This is a genomic window from Streptomyces sp. NPDC001068, assembly GCF_042897315.1.
Classification (GTDB): domain Bacteria; phylum Actinomycetota; class Actinomycetes; order Streptomycetales; family Streptomycetaceae; genus Streptomyces.
Genome location: NZ_JBIAYD010000014.1, coordinates 207,950 through 225,863, shown reverse-complemented (window position 1 = coordinate 225,863; position 17,914 = coordinate 207,950). Strand labels below are relative to the sequence as shown.

The 17,914-nt window shown below is 72.4% G+C and carries 16 protein-coding genes; 12 read left to right on the top strand and 4 right to left on the bottom strand.

The genetic code is table 11. The annotated features are described in order from the left end of the window. Window positions 1-58: 58 nt before the first annotated feature. From ACFY3I_RS35375 to ACFY3I_RS35360, 4 genes are read right to left on the bottom strand one after another with little or no spacing between them, the layout of a single operon-like run. A complete protein-coding gene (locus ACFY3I_RS35375; protein WP_390865081.1) occupies window positions 59-1,312 on the bottom strand; it encodes an MFS transporter in 1,254 nt (417 codons plus the stop codon). After that, a complete protein-coding gene (locus tag ACFY3I_RS35370) occupies window positions 1,309-2,670 on the bottom strand; it encodes a GH1 family beta-glucosidase (protein WP_390865080.1) in 1,362 nt (453 codons plus the stop codon). Before ACFY3I_RS35370 ends, ACFY3I_RS35375 begins: the two co-directional genes overlap by 4 nt. Before the next feature lie 59 nt (window positions 2,671-2,729). Continuing rightward, a complete protein-coding gene (locus tag ACFY3I_RS35365) occupies window positions 2,730-2,996 on the bottom strand; it encodes a protealysin inhibitor emfourin (RefSeq protein WP_365295789.1) in 267 nt (88 codons plus the stop codon). A 21-nt stretch (window positions 2,997-3,017) separates the two neighbouring features. Further along, complete coding sequence (locus ACFY3I_RS35360; protein ID WP_390865079.1) at window positions 3,018-4,103, bottom strand: M4 family metallopeptidase; 1,086 nt, start codon at window positions 4,101-4,103, stop codon at window positions 3,018-3,020. A gap of 319 nt (window positions 4,104-4,422) precedes the next feature. Between ACFY3I_RS35360 and leuA the strand changes: the two genes are divergently transcribed. The 12 genes from leuA (at window position 4,423) to recO (ending at window position 17,908) form a co-directional block, all read left to right on the top strand. After that, window positions 4,423-6,144, top strand: coding sequence for a 2-isopropylmalate synthase (gene leuA / locus ACFY3I_RS35355; RefSeq protein WP_390865078.1), 1,722 nt, complete (start codon window positions 4,423-4,425; stop codon window positions 6,142-6,144). A gap of 185 nt (window positions 6,145-6,329) precedes the next feature. Beyond that, on the top strand, window positions 6,330-7,025 hold the full coding sequence (locus tag ACFY3I_RS35350) for a TerB family tellurite resistance protein (protein ID WP_365295783.1): 696 nt from the start codon (window positions 6,330-6,332) through the stop codon (window positions 7,023-7,025). 88 nt (window positions 7,026-7,113) lie between these two features. Continuing rightward, on the top strand, window positions 7,114-8,301 hold the full coding sequence (locus ACFY3I_RS35345) for an exo-alpha-sialidase (RefSeq protein WP_390865077.1): 1,188 nt from the start codon (window positions 7,114-7,116) through the stop codon (window positions 8,299-8,301). Between the two features lie 89 nt (window positions 8,302-8,390). Continuing rightward, window positions 8,391-8,924 (top strand): SigE family RNA polymerase sigma factor, encoded by a 534-nt coding sequence (locus ACFY3I_RS35340; protein ID WP_365295781.1) that lies wholly within the window; start codon window positions 8,391-8,393, stop codon window positions 8,922-8,924. After that, window positions 8,921-9,859 (top strand): hypothetical protein, encoded by a 939-nt coding sequence (locus ACFY3I_RS35335; protein ID WP_390865075.1) that lies wholly within the window; start codon window positions 8,921-8,923, stop codon window positions 9,857-9,859. The genes ACFY3I_RS35340 and ACFY3I_RS35335 overlap by 4 nt, the downstream gene beginning before the upstream one ends. 352 nt (window positions 9,860-10,211) lie before the next feature. Next, entirely contained in the window at window positions 10,212-11,816 is a 1,605-nt protein-coding gene (locus ACFY3I_RS35330; protein WP_390865074.1) for an ABC transporter substrate-binding protein, read from the top strand. 4 nt (window positions 11,817-11,820) lie between these two features. Next, window positions 11,821-12,780 carry an ABC transporter permease gene (locus ACFY3I_RS35325; protein WP_365295775.1) on the top strand — a complete coding sequence of 320 codons (960 nt, stop codon included), beginning with the start codon at window positions 11,821-11,823 and terminating at the stop codon, window positions 12,778-12,780. Further along, the gene (locus ACFY3I_RS35320) at window positions 12,777-14,798 is read left to right on the top strand and encodes a dipeptide/oligopeptide/nickel ABC transporter permease/ATP-binding protein (RefSeq protein WP_390865073.1); all 2,022 of its coding nucleotides are present in this window, start codon (window positions 12,777-12,779) and stop codon (window positions 14,796-14,798) included. Before ACFY3I_RS35325 ends, ACFY3I_RS35320 begins: the two co-directional genes overlap by 4 nt. Further along, window positions 14,795-15,793, top strand: coding sequence for an oligopeptide/dipeptide ABC transporter ATP-binding protein (locus tag ACFY3I_RS35315; protein ID WP_390865072.1), 999 nt, complete (start codon window positions 14,795-14,797; stop codon window positions 15,791-15,793). Before ACFY3I_RS35320 ends, ACFY3I_RS35315 begins: the two co-directional genes overlap by 4 nt. After that, window positions 15,793-16,719 carry a dihydrodipicolinate synthase family protein gene (locus ACFY3I_RS35310; protein ID WP_365295770.1) on the top strand — a complete coding sequence of 309 codons (927 nt, stop codon included), beginning with the start codon at window positions 15,793-15,795 and terminating at the stop codon, window positions 16,717-16,719. Before ACFY3I_RS35315 ends, ACFY3I_RS35310 begins: the two co-directional genes overlap by 1 nt. A gap of 165 nt (window positions 16,720-16,884) precedes the next feature. Continuing rightward, entirely contained in the window at window positions 16,885-17,109 is a 225-nt protein-coding gene (locus ACFY3I_RS35305; RefSeq protein WP_390865167.1) for a hypothetical protein, read from the top strand. Window positions 17,110-17,158: 49 nt separating this feature from the next. Then, window positions 17,159-17,908 carry a DNA repair protein RecO gene (gene recO, locus ACFY3I_RS35300; RefSeq protein WP_390865071.1) on the top strand — a complete coding sequence of 250 codons (750 nt, stop codon included), beginning with the start codon at window positions 17,159-17,161 and terminating at the stop codon, window positions 17,906-17,908. Window positions 17,909-17,914: the final 6 nt, after the last annotated feature.

Here is a 17,914-nt window from a genome sequence, read left to right as displayed (position 1 = left end):
ACGGCCCAGCCCCGTGAGCACGCCAGCCCCGTGAGCACGCCAGCCCCGTGAGCACGGCCTAGTCGACCCCGCGGATCCGCCCCACCAGCCACGCCCCCGCCAGCCCGATCACCGCCGCGACCAGGTACAGCACCCGGTAGCCGCCCAGGTAGGTCACGATCGGTGCGGCGAGGGCGGGCGCGGCGACCTGGGGCAGGGCGTTGGCCACGTTGATGACGCCGAGGTCCTTGCCACGGTCGGCGGCCTTCGGCAGGACGTCCGTCATCAGGGCGAAGTCGACCGAGGTGAACACGCCGAAGCCGATGCCGAGGAAGGCCGCCGCGACGATCGCCCCCGGCCAGGTCTGCCAGGCCGCGAGCAGTGCCGTCGCCGCCGCCATCAGCATCCCGGACCAGACCACGAACGGCTTGCGCCGGCCCGCCCGGTCCGACCAGATGCCGCCGACCACGACGGTGGCCATCAGGGTCAGCCCGTTGACCGCCGTCAGGATCAGCACCCCCTGGTCGGGATCGGCGCGGTGCAGGCGGTCGCGAAGGTAGTAGAGCAGGTAGAGCAGGACCAGGGAGTTGCTGAGGTTGATCAGGAAACGGGTCAGCCAGGCCCAGCCCAGGTCCGGGTACCGGCGCGGACTGAGCCAGAACCCGGCCAGGAAGTCCCGCCAGGACCAGGGCGGCCGGTCCGCCGGTGCCAGCCTCAGGTCCGGGTACCGGAGCACGTACGGCAGGACGCCGGCCGCCGTGAACACCGCGCACGCCGCATAGCCCGCCCCGATTCCCCCGGCGGCCGTCGCCAGCCCGGTGCCGCCGACCACCCCGAGGATCTGCGCGGCGCCCAGCCAGCCGCCCACCGCGCCCCGCTGGGTCCTGGGCACCCGGTCCGGCACGGCAGCCGTGACGGCCGCGAAGGCGGCGTTCAGCGTCAGCTGGACCAGGCACCAGCCCAGCGTCATGGTCCAGACGCCGCCGGCGCCCGCTAGGAGCAGCAGGGACAGCGCCCCGCCCGCCGTGCCGGCCACGATCCACGGCGTGCGGCGGCCCCGGCGGGAGGCGGTGCGGTCCGACAGCGCGCCGAAGACCGGGTTCGCGGCCAGCGACACCACCGCGCCGACCCCCGTCACCCAGGCCAGCATCGTCTCCTTCGACATCCCGGAGCCGGGTGCGAAGTCCTTCGCCTGCGAGGCCAGGAGGATCTGCAGGGGGCCGTACCAGCCCACCCAGATCGCCCCGTTGGCGAGGGAGAGCGCCGACGTCCAGCCCCGGCCGACCCGCTCGTCGGGTTCGGCGAGCGCGGCCGGCTCACGCGTGGTGGTCATCCGCGCGCCCGGGATCTCTGCGCCCGCAGCAGGTCCCGGTACCAGCCGTACGACGACTTCGGCGTCCGCGCCCGGGTGTCGTGGTCCACGTGCACCAGGCCGAAGCGGCGGGCGTACCCCTCCGCCCACTCGAAGTTGTCCAGCAGCGACCAGACGAAGTAGCCGCGTACGTCCACCCCGGCCTCCGCCGCCCGGTGCAGCGCCCGGACGTGGCCGTCCAGGTAGGCGATCCGGTCCTGGTCGTCGAGGCCCTCGTAGGAGCAGCCGTTCTCGGTGATGACGACCGGCGGCAGCCGGTCGCCGTAGCGGTCCCGGAAGCCGGTGAGGAGTTCGGTGAGGCCCTCGGGGACCACCGGCCAGCCGAAGTCCGTCACCGGGACGTCCTCGATGTCCTGTACGGAAAAGGGGAGTTCGGCGGGGAGGGTGAGTCCGCCGAACTCGATCTCGGTGCCCTTCGGGGCGCCCACCCTCGTCGGGGCGTAGTAGTTGACGCCGTACCAGTCGAGCGGCTCGGAGATCACCTTCAGGTCGGCGGCGACGTCGCCCGGCATCAGGTCGCCCATGCCCTCCGGGTACTCGCCCAGCAGAATCGGCTCCGCGAACAGGCGGTTGAGGAGGAGGTCGTAGAAGCCGGCCGCCTCCAGGTCCGGCTGCTCCCGTGAGGCCGGCCAGGTGGGGCCGTGGGAGTTGGCGATGCCGATGTCGGCGGCGCCGGCCGCGCGCAGCGCCCCTACCGCCAAGCCGTGGGCGAGGAGCTGGTGGTGGGCGACCGGGAGCGCGTCGAACATCAGCCGTTCGCCGGGGGCGTGGGCGCCCAGGGCGTGGCCGAACAGGGTGTGTTCGGCCGGTTCGTTGAGGGTGATCCACTTCCTGACGCGGTCGCCGAGCCGGTCCGCGACCGTCGAGACGTACTCGGCGAACCGGGCGGCGGTGTCCCGCTCCAGCCAGCCCCCCGCCTCCTGGAGGGCCGTCGGCAGGTCCCAGTGGAAGAGGGTGGGGACCGGGCGTACGCCCGCCGCGCACAGCTCGTCCACCAGCCGGTCGTAGAAGTCCAGGCCGCCCGCCGAGCGCACCCTCGGCCAGGAGACCGAGAAGCGGTACGCGTCCACGCCGAGATCGGCCAGCAGGGCCACGTCCTCGCGGTACCGGTGGACGTGGTCGCAGGCCACCGCGGCCGTCGAACCGTCCTTGATCCGGCCCGGCCCGGCCGAGAACACGTCCCACACGGAGGGCTCGCGCTCCTCCACCGCGCCCTCGATCTGGTGGGCCGAGGTCGACACACCCCAGAGGAAACCGTCGGGGAAACCGGGGAGCGGGGGTATCGGATGGACCGCGTCAGTCGCCATGGCCGGGATCATCCTTACCGCCGGTAACGGAAGTCAACGTCTGCGCGTGAACTACCCGTTGCCGACGCGGTTCAGGCACCCTCCTTCAACACCCTTGTGATCAGCTCCCGTTGCTCGGCGGTCAGATGCGGATCGGCCGCGTACACCGTCCGTTCGTCCACCGTGATCCGGTACGCGAACCCGTCCGGCACCCCCTGCGGCGGCGCGCCCCGGCCGGCCGCGAGCGCGTGCTCGGCCAGGGTCTGCCACTCCTGGGCGTCGGGCCGCCCCGAGGTGTCCACCTCGGCCCGCCGCTCGATGCCCGCGAACCCGCCCGTACGCCTCACCTGAATACGCATGGGTCCCTGTGTAGTACGCGATCAGGCGGTCTGCACACCCACCTGTTCCCACGCCTTGAGGACGGCCTCGGTCTCCTCGCCCTCCTTGAAGCGGGCCCTGGCCGCCGCCACGGTGAGCTTCGCGAAGTCCGTGAAACGGGCGTCCGTGCGCAGCTCGCCGCCGGTGAGCACGTCGTACCAGATCAGCCCGGCCCGCTCCCAGGCGTTGCCGCCGAGGGCCGCGGCGAGCAGGTAGAAGGCGTGGTTGGGGATGCCGGAGTTGATGTGCACGCCGCCGTTGTCGCGGCTGGTGCGCACGTACTCCGCCATGGTCGCGGGCTGCGGGTCCTTGCCGAGGCGGGGGTCGTCGTACGCCGTGCCCGGGGCCTTCATCGAGCGCAGCGCCACACCGCGCACGCCGGAGGCGAGCAGGCCCTCGCCGATCAGCCAGTCGGCCTGGTCGGCGCTCTGGCCGAGGGAGTACTGCTTGATGAGCGAGCCGAAGACGTCCGAGACCGACTCGTTGAGCGCGCCGGACTGGCCGTAGTACTCCAGGTTGGCGGTGTACTGGGTGACGCCGTGCGTGAGCTCGTGGCCGATGACGTCGACGGAGCTGGTGAAGTCGGTGAAGATCTCGCCGTCGCCGTCGCCGAACACCATCTGCTCGCCGTTCCAGAAGGCGTTGTCGTAGTCGCGGTCGTAGTGCACGCTCGCGTCGAGCGCGAGTCCGCTGCCGTCGATGGAGTCGCGCTCGTACGCCTTCAGATACAGCTCGAAGGTGGCGCCGAGGCCGGCGTAGGCGCGGTTGACGCTGGCGTCCTGACCGGGCTCGGAGCCCTCCTCGCGGACCTTGGTGCCGGGCAGGTCGGTGCCGTGTCCGGCGTCGTAGACCGTGCGGCGCGGGGCGCTGTCCGGGGCCGCCGGGGCGGCGACGGCGGCCGGGGTGCGCCCGGCGGTGACCCGGCGGCGGGTACGGGCCGCGGAGTCGTGCTGCAGCGTGCGCAGGGCGGAGTCGGCGAGCGCGCCGTCCTCGTGCCGGGCGAGCTGGTCGAGGATGTGCGGCGGCACGATCCCGCAGAAAACGGGCGTGCGGCGGATGACGGGCTCAGAGCCCCCGTTGGTCGTCATGCACCGCACCCTCGCACTGGGTCACGTCGATGTCACTACCCGCAACCATGATTGATGAAATACCGCGACAACTGATGACTCTCCGTGAGGGTGGGTGGTATGGCGCACGTTTTGTCCCCTTCGTCCCCACGGTCCCGCATACTGATACGGCGCCCCGCGTCCGAAGGGGGCTCGACTAGCATGCGGAGCATCATGCGTTTCGGGCTGCTTCTTCTTAGCTGCCGCGGCGAGGGCCTGTAGTCCAGGTCGACTCCCTCCCCGCGGAGCTTCGTGTTGCGTCGTCGGCCGTCCTTCCGGACATCCTGAGGAGCCCCGCATCATGGCCAACCGCCAGCAGCCCACCACCATGCCGGTACACAAGTACGGCCGCTACGACCAGGTCGACATCCCGGACCGCACCTGGCCCCAGCAGCGCATCACCACCGCGCCCCGCTGGCTCTCCACCGACCTGCGCGACGGCAACCAGGCCCTGATCGACCCCATGTCTCCCGAGCGCAAGCGCCGGATGTTCGACCAGCTGGTCAAGATGGGCTACAAGGAGATCGAGGTCGGCTTCCCGGCCTCCGGCCAGACCGACTTCGACTTCGTGCGCTCGATCATCGAGGAAGAGGGCGCGATCCCGGACGACGTCACGATCTCCGTGCTGACCCAGGCCCGCGAGGACCTGATCGAGCGGACCGTGGAGTCGCTGAAGGGCGCCCGGCGGGCCACCGTCCACCTGTACAACGCCACCGCCCCGGTCTTCCGCCGGGTGGTCTTCCGCGGCTCCAGGGACGACATCAAGCAGATCGCCGTCGACGGCACCCGCCTGGTGATGGAGTACGCGGAGAAACTGCTGGGCCCCGAGACCGAGTTCGGCTACCAGTACAGCCCCGAGATCTTCACCGACACCGAGCTGGACTTCGCGCTGGAGGTCTGCGAGGCGGTGATGGACGTCTACCAGCCCGGTCCGGGTCGCGAGATCATCCTCAACCTGCCCGCCACCGTGGAGCGTTCCACGCCGTCCACGCACGCGGACCGCTTCGAGTGGATGCACCGCAACCTGTCCCGCCGCGAGCACGTCGTGCTCTCGATCCACCCGCACAACGACCGCGGCACCGCCGTCGCCGCCGCCGAACTGGCGCTGATGGCCGGCGCCGACCGCGTCGAGGGCTGCCTGTTCGGGCAGGGCGAGCGCACCGGCAACGTCGACCTGGTCACCCTCGGCATGAACCTGTTCTCGCAGGGCGTCGACCCGCAGATCGACTTCTCCGACATCGACGAGATCCGCCGTACGTGGGAGTACTGCAACCAGATGGAGGTCCACCCGCGCCACCCGTACGTGGGCGACCTGGTCTACACGTCCTTCTCCGGCTCCCACCAGGACGCCATCAAGAAGGGCTTCGACGCCATGGAGGCCGACGCGGCCGCGAAGGGCGTCACCGTCGACGACATCGAGTGGGCGGTGCCGTACCTGCCGATCGACCCGAAGGACGTCGGCCGCTCCTACGAGGCGGTCATCCGGGTCAACTCGCAGTCCGGCAAGGGCGGTGTCGCCTACGTCCTGAAGAACGACCACAAGCTGGACCTGCCCCGCCGGATGCAGATCGAGTTCTCGAAGCTGATCCAGGCGAAGACGGACGCCGAGGGCGGCGAGGTCACCGGCTCCGACATCTGGGCGGTCTTCCAGGACGAGTACCTGCCGAACCCGGAGAACGCCTGGGGCCGCGTCCAGGTGCGGACGGGCCAGTCGACCACCGACACCGACGGGGTGGACACCCTCACCGTCGAGGCCACCGTCGACGGCGAGGACACCGTCCTGACCGGCTCCGGCAACGGCCCGATCTCCGCGTTCTTCGACGCGCTGCAGGGCCTGGGCATCGACGTACGGCTCCTGGACTACCAGGAGCACACGATGAGCGAGGGCGCCTCCGCACAGGCCGCCTCGTACATCGAGTGCGCGATCGGCGACAAGGTTCTGTGGGGAATCGGGATCGACGCGAACACGACGCGTGCGTCACTGAAGGCGGTCGTCTCCGCCGTCAACCGCGCCACGCGATAACCACTCTGACCGGCGGTTTACCGGCCCTGATCGCTCTCTGCGGCGATCAGGGCCCCGTCGTATACCGGCCATCCGGCCGTGGAGGTCACGGAAAGGTCTCGTACGGGGTACTGACTCCACCTCACCGATGTGGCTAACATCACGCCAGCGGTGGCGATGTTGCCACGGCGTTAAGGAGGTGCGACGTGCTGCCAGTACGGGGACGAGACGGCCGAACCACCAGGCCTGCCCGCATTCTGGGCACCCGCACCGCATGGACGCCCGTCGGCGACGGCGAGTTCTTCTGCCCCGGCTGCGGAGGCGACCGCAACTACCAGCGGCTCACCGGCCGTCGCCGCTTCACCCTGCTCGGCGTGCCCGTACTGCCGCGCGGCACCACCGGGCCGGTCGTGGAGTGCGCCGCCTGCCGCCGCCACTTCGGCACCGACGTGCTCGACCACCCCACCACCTCGCGCTTCTCGGCGATGCTCCGCGACGCCGTGCACACCGTCGCCCTCGCCGTCCTCGCCGCGGGCGGCACCTGTGCCCGCCCCTCCCTGGAGGCGGCCGCGGCCACGGTCCGCGCGGCCGGCTTCGAGGACGCCACGGAGGACCGGCTCGGCGCGCTCGTCGACGCGCTCGCCGCCGACACCGGCCGGGTCTTCGAACAGCCCGGCGGGGCGAGCCTCGCGATAGAGCTGCACGAGGCCCTCGACCCGCTGGCCCCGCACCTCGCCCCCGGCGGCCGCGAGTCCCTGCTCCTGCAGGCCGCCCGGATCGCGCTCGCCGACGGCCCCTACACCAACGCCGAACGCGAGGTCCTCGGCACCGTCGGCGCCGCCCTGACCATCTGCGCCGCCGACGTGACCCGCCTGCTGGCCGCGGCCCGTACCCCCTCCTGACCTGACGGTGCGCCAGAGCGCCCGACCCGTTCGGCCGTTGCGGGAGTGCGGTGGAACCGGCGGGGAGGACCATGGAAGGGTGAGCCATGTGTCTTCTGCGACCCGTGTGAGCCGGATCTCCCTCGCCGCCGCCCTGCTGCTCGGGGCGTTCACCGTCCAGCCCAGGGCCTGGGCGGCCACCTGCGAGTCCTCCGTGCCGTACGTGTCCGGCGCGGGCGGCTACGCCCAGTACCGCATCCCGGCCGCCGTCCGCACCTGGCACGGCACCCTGCTCGCCTTCGCCGAGGGCCGGCACACCACCACCGGCGACAGCGGTGACATCGACGTCGTGCTCAGGCGCTCCGCCGACGGCGGCTGCACCTGGGGCCCGCTCCAGGTGGTGGCCGACGGCAAGGGGAACACCCGGGGCAACCCGGCACCCGTGGTCGACCCGCGCACCGGCGAGGTCGTCCTGGTGACCACCTACAACGACGGCTCGGTGAGCGAGGCGCAGATCATGCGCGGCCAGGTCACCAAGGAGCAGAGCCGCCGGGTGTTCGTGCAGCGCAGCAGGAGCGACGGCCGGTCCTTCACCGCGCCACGGGAGATCACGGCGCAGGTCAAGCCCGCCGGCTGGCGCTGGTACGCCACCGGTCCCGGCCACGCCGTCGCCGTCACCGAGGGACCGCACCGCGGCCGCCTTATCGTCGCCGCAGACCACTCCGGCACACCGCGCCCCGGTTCCGCCGACACCGGCCAGGAGGCCAGGTACTACGGCGGCCACGCCATCTACAGCGACGACGGCGGCCGCAGCTGGCATCTCGGCTTCGTCGACGAGTCCTACACCGGCCGGGACAACGTCAACGAGACGACCGCCGCCCAACTACCCGGCGGCCGGATCTACTTCAACGCCCGGGACCAGAACGGCAGCAGCCCGGGCAACCGCCTCGACGCCTGGTCGAGCGACGGCGGCGAGAGCCTGGACGCGGTCTACACCGTCCAGCCGAGCCTGCGCCAGGTCCCGGTGGTCGAAGGGTCGGTCCTCCAGTTGCAGGGCTTCGACGCCCCGTTGCTGTTCTCCGCCCCCTCGGTCCCGACGGCTCGCAAGGCCATGGCCCTGTGGACCAGCACCGACGAGGGCATCAGCTTCGACATGCTGCTGACCCTGTCCGGACAGAAGGCCGCCTACTCGGACCTGGTGCAGGTGGACAGGAGCACGGCGGGGGTGCTGTACGAGACGGGCACGCGGACGGCGTACGACACCATCGAGTTCCGGCGGGTCGCGGCGCCCCGGTAGTGAGCCCGGCGGCCCGCCACGGGCCGCCGCCCCGAACCGGGCAACCGAATCGGCGCCGCCGGTGGTCTGGAGGGCGAGGGGGGTGGCTCATGCAGGCCGAACTCGAGGCCCAGTTCCAGGAATTCGTCAGAGCACGGTGGTCCCACTTGGTGCGGACCGCCTATCTGCTCACCGGTGACCCGCACCACGCGGAGGACCTCACGCAGACCGCGCTGGCGAAGGCGTACCGGTCGTGGCGCCGGGTCTCCGGCACCGACCGTCCGGAGGCGTACGTCCGCCGCATGCTGGTCAGCTGCAACAGCGACCGGTTCCGCAAGCGACGGGTCACGGAGTCGCTGACCGCCGCGCCGCCCGAGCGCGCCGGGTACGACGACGCGGTCTCCCGGGCCGACGAGCGCGGCACCCTGCTCGCCGCCCTCGCGCAACTGCCGTCCAGGCAGCGCGCGGTGGTGGTGCTGCGGTACTGGGAGGACCTGTCCGAGGCGGAGGTCGCCGACGTGCTGGGCTGCTCCCCGGGCACGGTCAAGAGCCAGGCCTCCAAGGGCCTGGCGAAGTTGCGTACGTTTCCCGGGCTCGCCCAGGCCATGAGCCACGCGGGATCCGGGCAGGGAGGCACCAGGTGAGCGGCGAGAAGCAGGGCACGCAGGCCGATCCGGACTTCGAGGACCGGATCCGCACGCTGCTGGCGGGGGACGCCTCGGCTCTGCGGCCGCCCCCGGTGCCGTATCCGGAGATCCGGCGGCGGGGCGTGCTGGAGCGCCGCCGCCGGCGCCTCGGGGTGACCGGGGCGGCGCTGGCGATCCTGGCGGTCCTGCCGGTCGGCGCGTACGCGATCGGCGGCGGCGGGGGTGCCGCGGTGACCCCGGCGCGGCCCGATCCGTCCGTGCGGGCCAGCGCCCGCCCGACGCCGACGCCGACGCCGGTGCCGTCCGGCCCGGCGCGGCCCGCGACAACGGGGCAGCTCCTCGACGGCATCGGCTACCAGCAGGCCGCCGACGGGCTCGACCGGTGCATCGCGTACAACAGGGCGAACCACATCGCCAAGGACCCCACCTACCGCGACCTCGGAACGGCCGCCGACTACCGGATCGTCCTCGCGATGAAGGCCACCGGTGACGCCAACTCGCCCGGCGACGGCTTCTCCGTGGTCGCCGTGCGCGCGCGGCCCACGCCGGCCCGGCTGATCTGCACGGTCAAGGGCGGCGAGGCGCAGGGGCTGAACACCAGCCTCGGCGACCCCTTCGGCGACTCCCTGGTCGCGGTGGCCCCCGACATGAACGCCGGCAGGCTCTACCAGCAGTCCTACCTCGACAAGGGGCACTGGAAGCTGCCGTTCCGGTGGGGTTTCGTCGGCGCCTGCCGCGGCTCGGTCGGCAAGGTGACCGTCTCCTACGGCGACAGCACACGCGAGGCCGTGCTGGACCACGGCTGGTTCGTCGCCACCGGCACCCTGGACCGGCAGGTCACCGAGGCGCCCCGGGTCAGGGGATACGACCGGACCGGCAAGCTCGTCTACGACTCCGACCAGGACAGGTCCTACGAGAAGACGCTCCCCTGAGGGCTGCTGTCCCGTGATCCCCGGCGGGCGCACGACGACGGCTACGGCACCTCGCAGCGTTGTCGGGGCCGCCCGAATACGCCCGGTATGAGGTCGACCCTCCGCCTTGCGATGCACCGCTTCTCACGCCGTGCGCCGACCCGCCGGGGATCACGGGACAGCCCTTGGCGCCGCGACCGCCGGGGGCGAGGGCGCCGGGCACGCCCGCCCCCGGCTCGCCCCCGCACCATTGGTCCGACCTCTGATGGTTTACGCCATTCGTGTGTGCTGCCTTGACCGCCCCGAAACCCCCTCTTATGGTCGCGCTATCACATGACGTCCGACGTCTCCTTTCCCCCACGCTGGAGGCACCGTGCGCGACGAGGCGACCCATGGCCGCAGGACGTTCCTGAGACACGCCGGAGCCCTGGGGGCGGCCGCCTCGCTGACGACGCTGCCGGGCTGCGGCCCCAGGTCCACGATCGACCTCGGCGGCACCGGCGCGGACCGCACCCTCACCGCCGTCATCGGCTACGGCAACGACGGCAGCTGGGACCCGACCCAGACCGCGTCCGCGTTCGCGATGGCCGCCAACAACCACATCTACGAGGGCCTCGCCGACACCGACCCGATCACCCGCGCCCCCTACCCGGCGCTGGCGACCCGGCTGCCCGCCGACCCGTCCGCCACCACCTGGCGGTTCACCCTGCGCCCCGGCGCCACCTTCCACGACGGCAGGCCGGTCACCGCCGACGACGTCGTCTTCGTCTTCGACCGGATCCTCGACCCGGGCACCCAGACCCTCGCCAAGGGCTTCTTCACGGGCTGGCTGAAGGAGGTCCGCGGGGTCGACACCCGGACCGTCGACCTGGTCCTCGGATTCCCCTTCCCGGACGGGATCGCCCGGCTCACCCTCGCCAAGATCATGCCGCGGCACGTCTTCTCCCGGCCCGGCGCCTGGGACGACGCGATCAAGGGACTCGCGGTCGGCACCGGGCCGTACCGGCAGACCGCGCACCACCCGAAGTCGAACACCACCTTCGCCGCGTACGGCGGGTACAACGGCCCCCGCAGGCCCGCCTTCCGGCGGATGAACTGGCTGACCGTCGTCGACGCGGCCTCCCGGGTGGCGAGGATCTCCGGAGCCGACGCGGGCGCGCAGATCTCCGACAACATCCCCTACGCCAACATCGACCGCCTCCGGCGCGGCGGACTGTCGGTCGGCGGCGGCGCCGGGATGAACAACCTGTTCCTGATGTTCAACACGCGGCACAAGCCCTTCGACGACGTCCGGGTCCGCCAGGCCCTGCACTACGCCATCGACAAGGAGAAGATCGTCGAGGTCGCCCTCAAGGGCCACGGAAAGGCGGCGACTTCCTTCCTGGACGAGGCCAACCCCGCCTACCGCAGAGCGAAGACGGTCTACGGGTACGACCCCGGCCGGGCGAAGGCGCTCCTGGCGGCCGCCGGCGTCAGCGGGCTCCGGATCGACATCCTCGCCGTCAACGTGAGCTGGCTCGTCGACTGCCTGCCCACCATCAAGTCGTGCTGGGACGCGATCGGCGTCGCCACGACCCTCTCCCCGCAGGAGACCACGGCCGTGTTCACCAAGATGGACCAGAGACAGGACTACCAGGTCGTCGCCGCCGTCTCGAACCCCAACCAGTTCGGCCTCGACGCCGACCTGGTCATGCACTACAACTACGGCCCCGAGAACCTCTGGACGGGCTACGCCCGGTGGGCCGACGACGCCGTCGCCAAGCGGCTCTTCGCGGACATGGACGCGGCCACCCGCGAACCGGATCCGGACAGGAAGAGGACGATGATCCAGGACTACGTCGACATCGTCGCCGAACAGGCCGTCCTCTACCCGGTCGTCCACAACGAGCTGATCACCGCCTGGGACCCGCGCCGGGTCACCGGCATAAGGGCCCAGCCCTACCCCGGTATCAACGTCCTGACGGCCAAGTGGGTCTGACGGCATGAACGCCGTCCTGCGCATCCTGCTGCGCCGCGTCGCCCTGCTGGTGCCGCTGCTGCTCGGCATCGCCCTGTTCGTGTTCCTGGTGATGCGCTTCTCCGACGTCGACCCGGCGTCCGCGTTCTTCCAGGGCGCCAACCCCACCCCGCGGCAACTCCACGACTTCCGCGCACGCAACGGCCTGCTCGACCCCCTGCCCCTGCGCTACGTCCACTTCGTCGAGGGCCTGCTCCACGGGGACCTCGGCACCAGTGCCCTCACCCGCACCCCGGTCCTCGACCAGGTCGCCACCGCCCTGCCGCTCACCCTCCAGCTGACCTTCCTCGGCCTCGGCATCGCGGTCGTCCTGGCACTGGCCGGCGGCGTCACGGCAGCCGTCCACCGCGACCGCTGGCCCGACCAGGCGGTCCGGGCGCTCTCCCTCGTCGGCGTCGCCGCCCCCGCCTTCTGGCTGGCACTGCTGATGATCCAGTACCTGGCGGTCGGCCGGGGCTGGTTCCCCTCCGGCGGCTACATCAACCCGCAGGACTCCGTCACCGGCTGGCTGCGGACCATGACCCTGCCCGCCCTCGCGCTCTCCCTCCCGGTCGCCGCCCAGCTCACCCGGATCGTCCGCACCTCGGTGGTCGAGGAACTCGACAGGGACTACGTGCGCACGGCGATCGGCAGCGGCCTGCCGCCCCACGTCGTGATCGGCCGCAACGTCCTGCGCAACGCCCTCGTCAACCCCCTGACCGTGCTCGGCCTGCGGGTCGGCTACCTGCTCGGCGGCGCCGTCGTCATCGAGACCGTCTTCGCCCTGCCCGGCATGGGCAAGCTGATGATCGACGCCGTGCAGAACGGCGACCCGGCCGTCGTCCAGGGCGTGGTCCTCACCACCGCGACCGGCTTCGTCGTCGTCAACCTCGTCATCGACGTCCTCTACCTGCTGGTCAACCCCCGTCTGAGGGAGGCGGCATGACGACGTCCACCCGCTCGGCCCTCACCACCGCCCTGGCCCGGCCCGGCGTCCGGCTGCGCAGGCTCCCCCCGCCGTCCAGGGCGGCCCTCGTCCTCCTGGCCTTGGTCGCCCTGGTGGCCGCCTGCGCGCCCCTGCTCGCGCCCGACGACCCCCTCGCCCAGCAGACCCCCGTCGACGGCACCGGGCACCCCTCCGCCGGCCACTGGATGGGCCAGGACAGCCTCGGCCGGGACATCCTCAGCCGGCTGATGTACGGCGCCCGATGGTCGCTGGCGATCGGCCTCGGCGCGACCGGCCTCGCCCTGGTCGCCGGGGCCCTGCTCGGCGCCCTCGCGGCCACCTCCCGCAAGGGCGTCGACGAGACCCTGATGCGCTGCCTGGACGTGGTGATGGCGTTCCCGGGCATCGCCCTGGCCGCCGTCCTGGTCGCCGTCTTCGGCGGCGGCATCACGGTCCTGATCTGCGCGATCGCCTTCCTCTTCACCCCGCCGGTGGCACGGGTCGTACGGGCGAACGTCCTGGACCAGTACGGCGAGGACTACGTCACCGCGGAGCGCGTGATCGGGGCCCGCACCCCGCACATCGTCGTACGCCACGTGGCGGTCAACTGCCTCGCCCCCGTCCTGGTCTTCTGCACGGTCCAGGTCGCCGAGGCGATCGTCTTCGAGGCGTCCCTGTCCTTCATCGGCGCGGGCGTGCGGCCCCCGGACCCGTCCTGGGGCAGTGTCATCGCGGACGGCCGGAACATGGTGCTCACCGGCGGCTGGTGGGCGACCCTCTTCCCGGGCCTGCTGATCCTGCTCACCGTCCTGTCCCTGAACGTCCTCTCCGAGGGCGTCTCGGACGCCTGGGCCTCACCGGCGGCTCGGGAGACGGAACCGGCGGGTACCGATCCGGCGGAGGGCGATCCGGTGGAGGCCGATCCGGTGGGGACCGATCCGGTCGAGGCCGTCGGGCGGGGCGGGGTCGTGGACCTTCCCTCACTGGCCGAGGCCGCCGGACGGCTGCGGGCCCGGGCCCGCCCGCTGCCGTCCCGGGAGGGCCCACCGGTGCTGTCGGTCAGGAACCTCGCGATCGGCTTCGGCGACCGCCACCGGGGCGTGGACGTCGTCGACGGCATCGGCTTCGAGGTGTATCCCGGCGAGGTCCTGGGCCTGGTGGGGGAGTCGGGCTGCGGAAAGTCCCTGACGGCTCTGACGATCATGGGTCTGCAGCCGAGGACGGCCAGGGTGACGGGCGAGATCCTCTTCGACGCCGGCGCGGGAACGCACCCGCGCCCGCCCGTCGACCTCACCACCCCCCACCGCCGCCTCCTCGGCCACGAGATCGCGATGGTCCACCAGGACGCCCTGTCCTCCCTGAACCCCTCCATGACCGTCGCCGCCCAGCTCAGGCAGCTGACCAGACGCGGCGGCCACCGCACCCCCGCCGAACTCCTCGCCCTCGTCGGCCTGGACCCCGGCCGGACCCTCCGCAGCTACCCGCACGAGCTCTCCGGCGGCCAGCGCCAGCGTGTCCTGATCGCGATGGCCCTCTCCCGGGACCCCCGCCTGATCATCGCCGACGAACCGACCACCGCCCTCGACGTCACCGTCCAGGCCCAGGTGATGGAGCTCCTGCTGCGGCTGCGCGAGGAGCTCGGCTTCGCGCTGATCCTGGTCTCCCACGACCTGGCCCTCGTCGCCGACGTCACCGACCGGGTGGTGGTGATGTACGGCGGGCAGCTCGTCGAGACCGGCGTCACGGCCGAGCTGGTGGGCTCCCCGACCCACCACTACACCCGCGGCCTGCTCGGCAGCGTGCTGTCGCTGGAGTCCGGTGCCGAACGCCTCACCCAGATCCCGGGCGTGGTGCCGTCCCCGGCCGGCTTCCCGGCGGGCTGCCGCTTCGCGGACCGCTGCCCGGCGGCGAGCGGCGTCTGCCGGGCCACCGCACCGGACCTCACCGGCTCCCCCGTCCACACCGCGGCCTGCCACCATCCGGCCGTCGACCTGGTGAGCACGGAGGCGGTGACGTGAGCGCGGTGGAGCTGACCGGCGTCCACGTGGTGCACCGGGCCCGCGGCGGCGGCCTCCTCGGCGGGGAGCGGGTGTACGCGCTGACCGGCGCCGACCTCACCGTGGCGCGCGGCGAGACGGTCGGCGTGGTCGGCGAGTCGGGGTGCGGGAAGTCGACGCTGGCGAAGGTCCTGGTCGGCATCCAGCGGCCGACCTCGGGCACGGTCGCCTTCCACGGCCGCGACCTGTGGTCGATGTCCCCGGCCGAACGCCGTTCGACGGTCGGCGCCGGCACCGGCATGATCTTCCAGGACGCGTCGACGGCCCTCAACCGCAGGCTGCCGGTCCGGCGCATCCTGCGCGATCCGCTGGACGTCCACGAGCGCGGCACGAAGGCCGAACGGGAGGACCGGGTACGGGAGCTGATGAGCCTCGTCGGCCTGGACCGGGGCCTCGCCGAGGCCCTGCCGGGCCGGCTCTCCGGCGGGCAGCGCCAGCGGGTGGCGATCGCACGGGCGCTGGCCCTGGACCCCGGCCTGGTGGTGGCGGACGAACCCACCAGCGCGCTGGACGTCTCGGTCCGCGCGCAGATCCTCAACCTCCTCCTGGACCTGCGCGAGCGGCTCGGCCTCGCCATGGTCTTCGTCTCCCACGACATCCAGACGGTCCGCCGGATGAGCGACCGGGTGATCACCATGTACCTGGGGCGGATCGTCGAGGAGACCCCGGCCGCCGAGGTCACCGACCACGCCCGGCACCCGTACACCAGGGCCCTCTTCTCCGCCGCCCCCGGCCTGCTCCGCCCGATCGACCCCATCCCGCTGACCGGTCCGGTGCCCTCGGCGACCCGGCCGCCGTCCGGGTGCCCGTTCCGCACCCGCTGCTGGCGGGCGGACGACGAGTGTGCCGTCCGCATGCCTGACTTCACGGCCGCGTCACGCGAGGGTCACCGCTACCGCTGTCACCATCCTGTGCAGGAGGACCAGCCGAGCCACAGCCTGCCCAGGGAGACCTGATGACGCTGACCACCCCGCTGACCGGTGTCGTACCGCCCGTCTGCACCCCCCTGACACCGGACCGCGAGGTGGACGTCCCCTCCCTGCGCAGGCTCGTGGACCATCTGGTCGCGGCCGGGGTGGACGGCCTGTTCGTGCTCGGCTCGACCTCGGAGGCGGCGTACCTGACGGACCGGCAGCGCCGGGTGGTCACCGAGACGGTGGCCGCCCACGCGGCCGGCCGGCTCCCGGTCCTGGCGGGCGTCATCGACATGACGACCCCCCGGGTCCTGGACCACGTCGAGTCCGTCACCTCGGCCGGCGCGGACGCGGTGGTCGTCACCGCCCCCTTCTACACCCGCACCCACCCGGCCGAGATCGCCCGCCACTTCCGCCTGGTCGCGGAGGGCTCGCCGGTCCCGGTCATCGCCTACGACATCCCGTCCGCCGTCCACACCAAGCTCCCCGCGGACCTGGTGCTGGAACTGGCCGGCGAGGGGACGCTGGCCGGCCTGAAGGACTCCAGCGGCGACCTGGCGGCCTTCCGGGAGGTCGTCACCGGCAGCCGGGGCCTGTCCGGCTTCAGCGCGCTGACCGGCTCCGAGCTCACCGTCGACTCGGCCCTCGCGCTCGGCGCCGACGGGGCGGTGCCCGGCCTCGCCAACGTCGACCCGGACGGCTACGTCCGCCTGCACCGGCTGTGCCGGGCCGGTGACTGGGAGCGGGCGCGGGCCGAACAGGAGCGGCTGTGCGGGCTGTTCGGGATGGTCCACGCCGGGGACGGGCGCCGGATGGGCGGCAGCTCGGCGGCGCTGGGCGCGTTCAAGGCGGCGCTGCACCTGCGCGGGGTCATCGGGTCCCCGGTCACCGCGGAGCCGCAGGTGCCGTTGTCGGAGACGGAGACCGGCCGCGTCGGCAAGCACCTCGCCGCGGCGGGCCTGATGTGACCGGGACCGCCTGACCGGCGCCCGGACCCCGGGACGGACTCCGGGACGGACTCCGGGACGGACTCCGGGACGGACTCCGGGACGGACTCCGGCCGAGTGTAGGCACGCAGCGCCACCCCGGTGATGCGAAGCGTGAAACTCCCGGGGGCGGGGGAGCCAGGTGAGGTGAACGCGAAGACTCTCCCCGCCGGCTCCTGCGCCGTCGACACCCGCACCGGACGGCTGGGCGTCGTCATGGGGCACGAAGGCCCCTACGTGCAGCTGAGGCCGTACGGGGGCGGACGGGAGTGGGACGCCCGCCCGGACGCCGTCCGGATCGCGACCCAGGCCGAACGGCTCAGCGCGGCGACCGCCCACGCCGACGCCCGCAGCCGCGGCGAGGTGCCGTGAAGGCTCCGGTGCGGACCGGTCCTGCGGCCCGGCAGGGCAGAATGGGCCCATGAGTCTGTTCCGCGACGACGGCATCGTGCTGCGCACCCAGAAGCTGGGTGAGGCGGACCGGATCATCACGCTGCTCACCCGTGAACACGGCCGGGTGCGGGCCGTCGCGCGCGGGGTGCGGCGGACCAAGTCGAAGTTCGGGGCCCGGCTGGAGCCGTTCTCCCACGTCGACGTGCAGTTCTTCGCGCGGGGGAGCGAACTGGTCGGGCGCGGGCTGCCACTGTGCACGCAGAGCGAGACCATCGCGCCGTACGGCGGCGGGATCGTCGCCGACTACGCGCGCTACACCGCCGGGACCGCCATGCTGGAGACCGCCGAGCGGTTCACGGACCACGAGGGCGAACCGGCCGTGCAGCAGTACCTGCTGCTGGTGGGGGCGCTGCGGACACTCGCCCGCGGCGAGCACGCGCCCCACCTCGTCCTCGACGCCTTCCTGCTGCGTTCCCTGGCCGTCAACGGCTACGCCCCGAGCTTCGACTCCTGCGCCAAGTGCGGTATGCCCGGTCCGAACCGTTTCTTCTCGGTGGCCTCGGGCGGCAGCGTCTGCGTCGACTGCCGGGTGCCCGGCAGCGTCGTACCCTCGCCGCAGACCCTGGTTCTCCTCGGCGCGCTGCTTACGGGAGACTGGGAGACGGCGGACGCGGCCGAGGCGCGGCACGTCCGGGAGGGCGGCGGGCTGGTGTCCGCCTATCTGCACTGGCACCTGGAGCGGGGGCTGCGCTCGCTCAGGTACGTCGAGAAAAGCTAGCGAAAA

Excerpts from the sequence above, each read along its gene's own strand:
- ACFY3I_RS35375 (WP_390865081.1), bottom strand. The coding sequence starts at position 1,312 with ATGACCACCACGCGTGAGCCGGCCGCGCTCGCCGAACCCGACGAGCGG.
- ACFY3I_RS35310 (WP_365295770.1), top strand. The coding sequence starts at position 15,793 with ATGACGCTGACCACCCCGCTGACCGGTGTCGTACCGCCCGTCTGCACC.
- ACFY3I_RS35365 (WP_365295789.1), bottom strand. The coding sequence starts at position 2,996 with ATGCGTATTCAGGTGAGGCGTACGGGCGGGTTCGCGGGCATCGAGCGG.
- ACFY3I_RS35360 (WP_390865079.1), bottom strand. The coding sequence starts at position 4,103 with ATGACGACCAACGGGGGCTCTGAGCCCGTCATCCGCCGCACGCCCGTT.
- ACFY3I_RS35340 (WP_365295781.1), top strand. The coding sequence starts at position 8,391 with ATGCAGGCCGAACTCGAGGCCCAGTTCCAGGAATTCGTCAGAGCACGG.
- ACFY3I_RS35320 (WP_390865073.1), top strand. The coding sequence starts at position 12,777 with ATGACGACGTCCACCCGCTCGGCCCTCACCACCGCCCTGGCCCGGCCC.
- ACFY3I_RS35325 (WP_365295775.1), top strand. The coding sequence starts at position 11,821 with ATGAACGCCGTCCTGCGCATCCTGCTGCGCCGCGTCGCCCTGCTGGTG.
- ACFY3I_RS35370 (WP_390865080.1), bottom strand. The coding sequence starts at position 2,670 with ATGATCCCGGCCATGGCGACTGACGCGGTCCATCCGATACCCCCGCTC.
- leuA (WP_390865078.1), top strand. The coding sequence starts at position 4,423 with ATGGCCAACCGCCAGCAGCCCACCACCATGCCGGTACACAAGTACGGC.
- recO (WP_390865071.1), top strand. The coding sequence starts at position 17,159 with ATGAGTCTGTTCCGCGACGACGGCATCGTGCTGCGCACCCAGAAGCTG.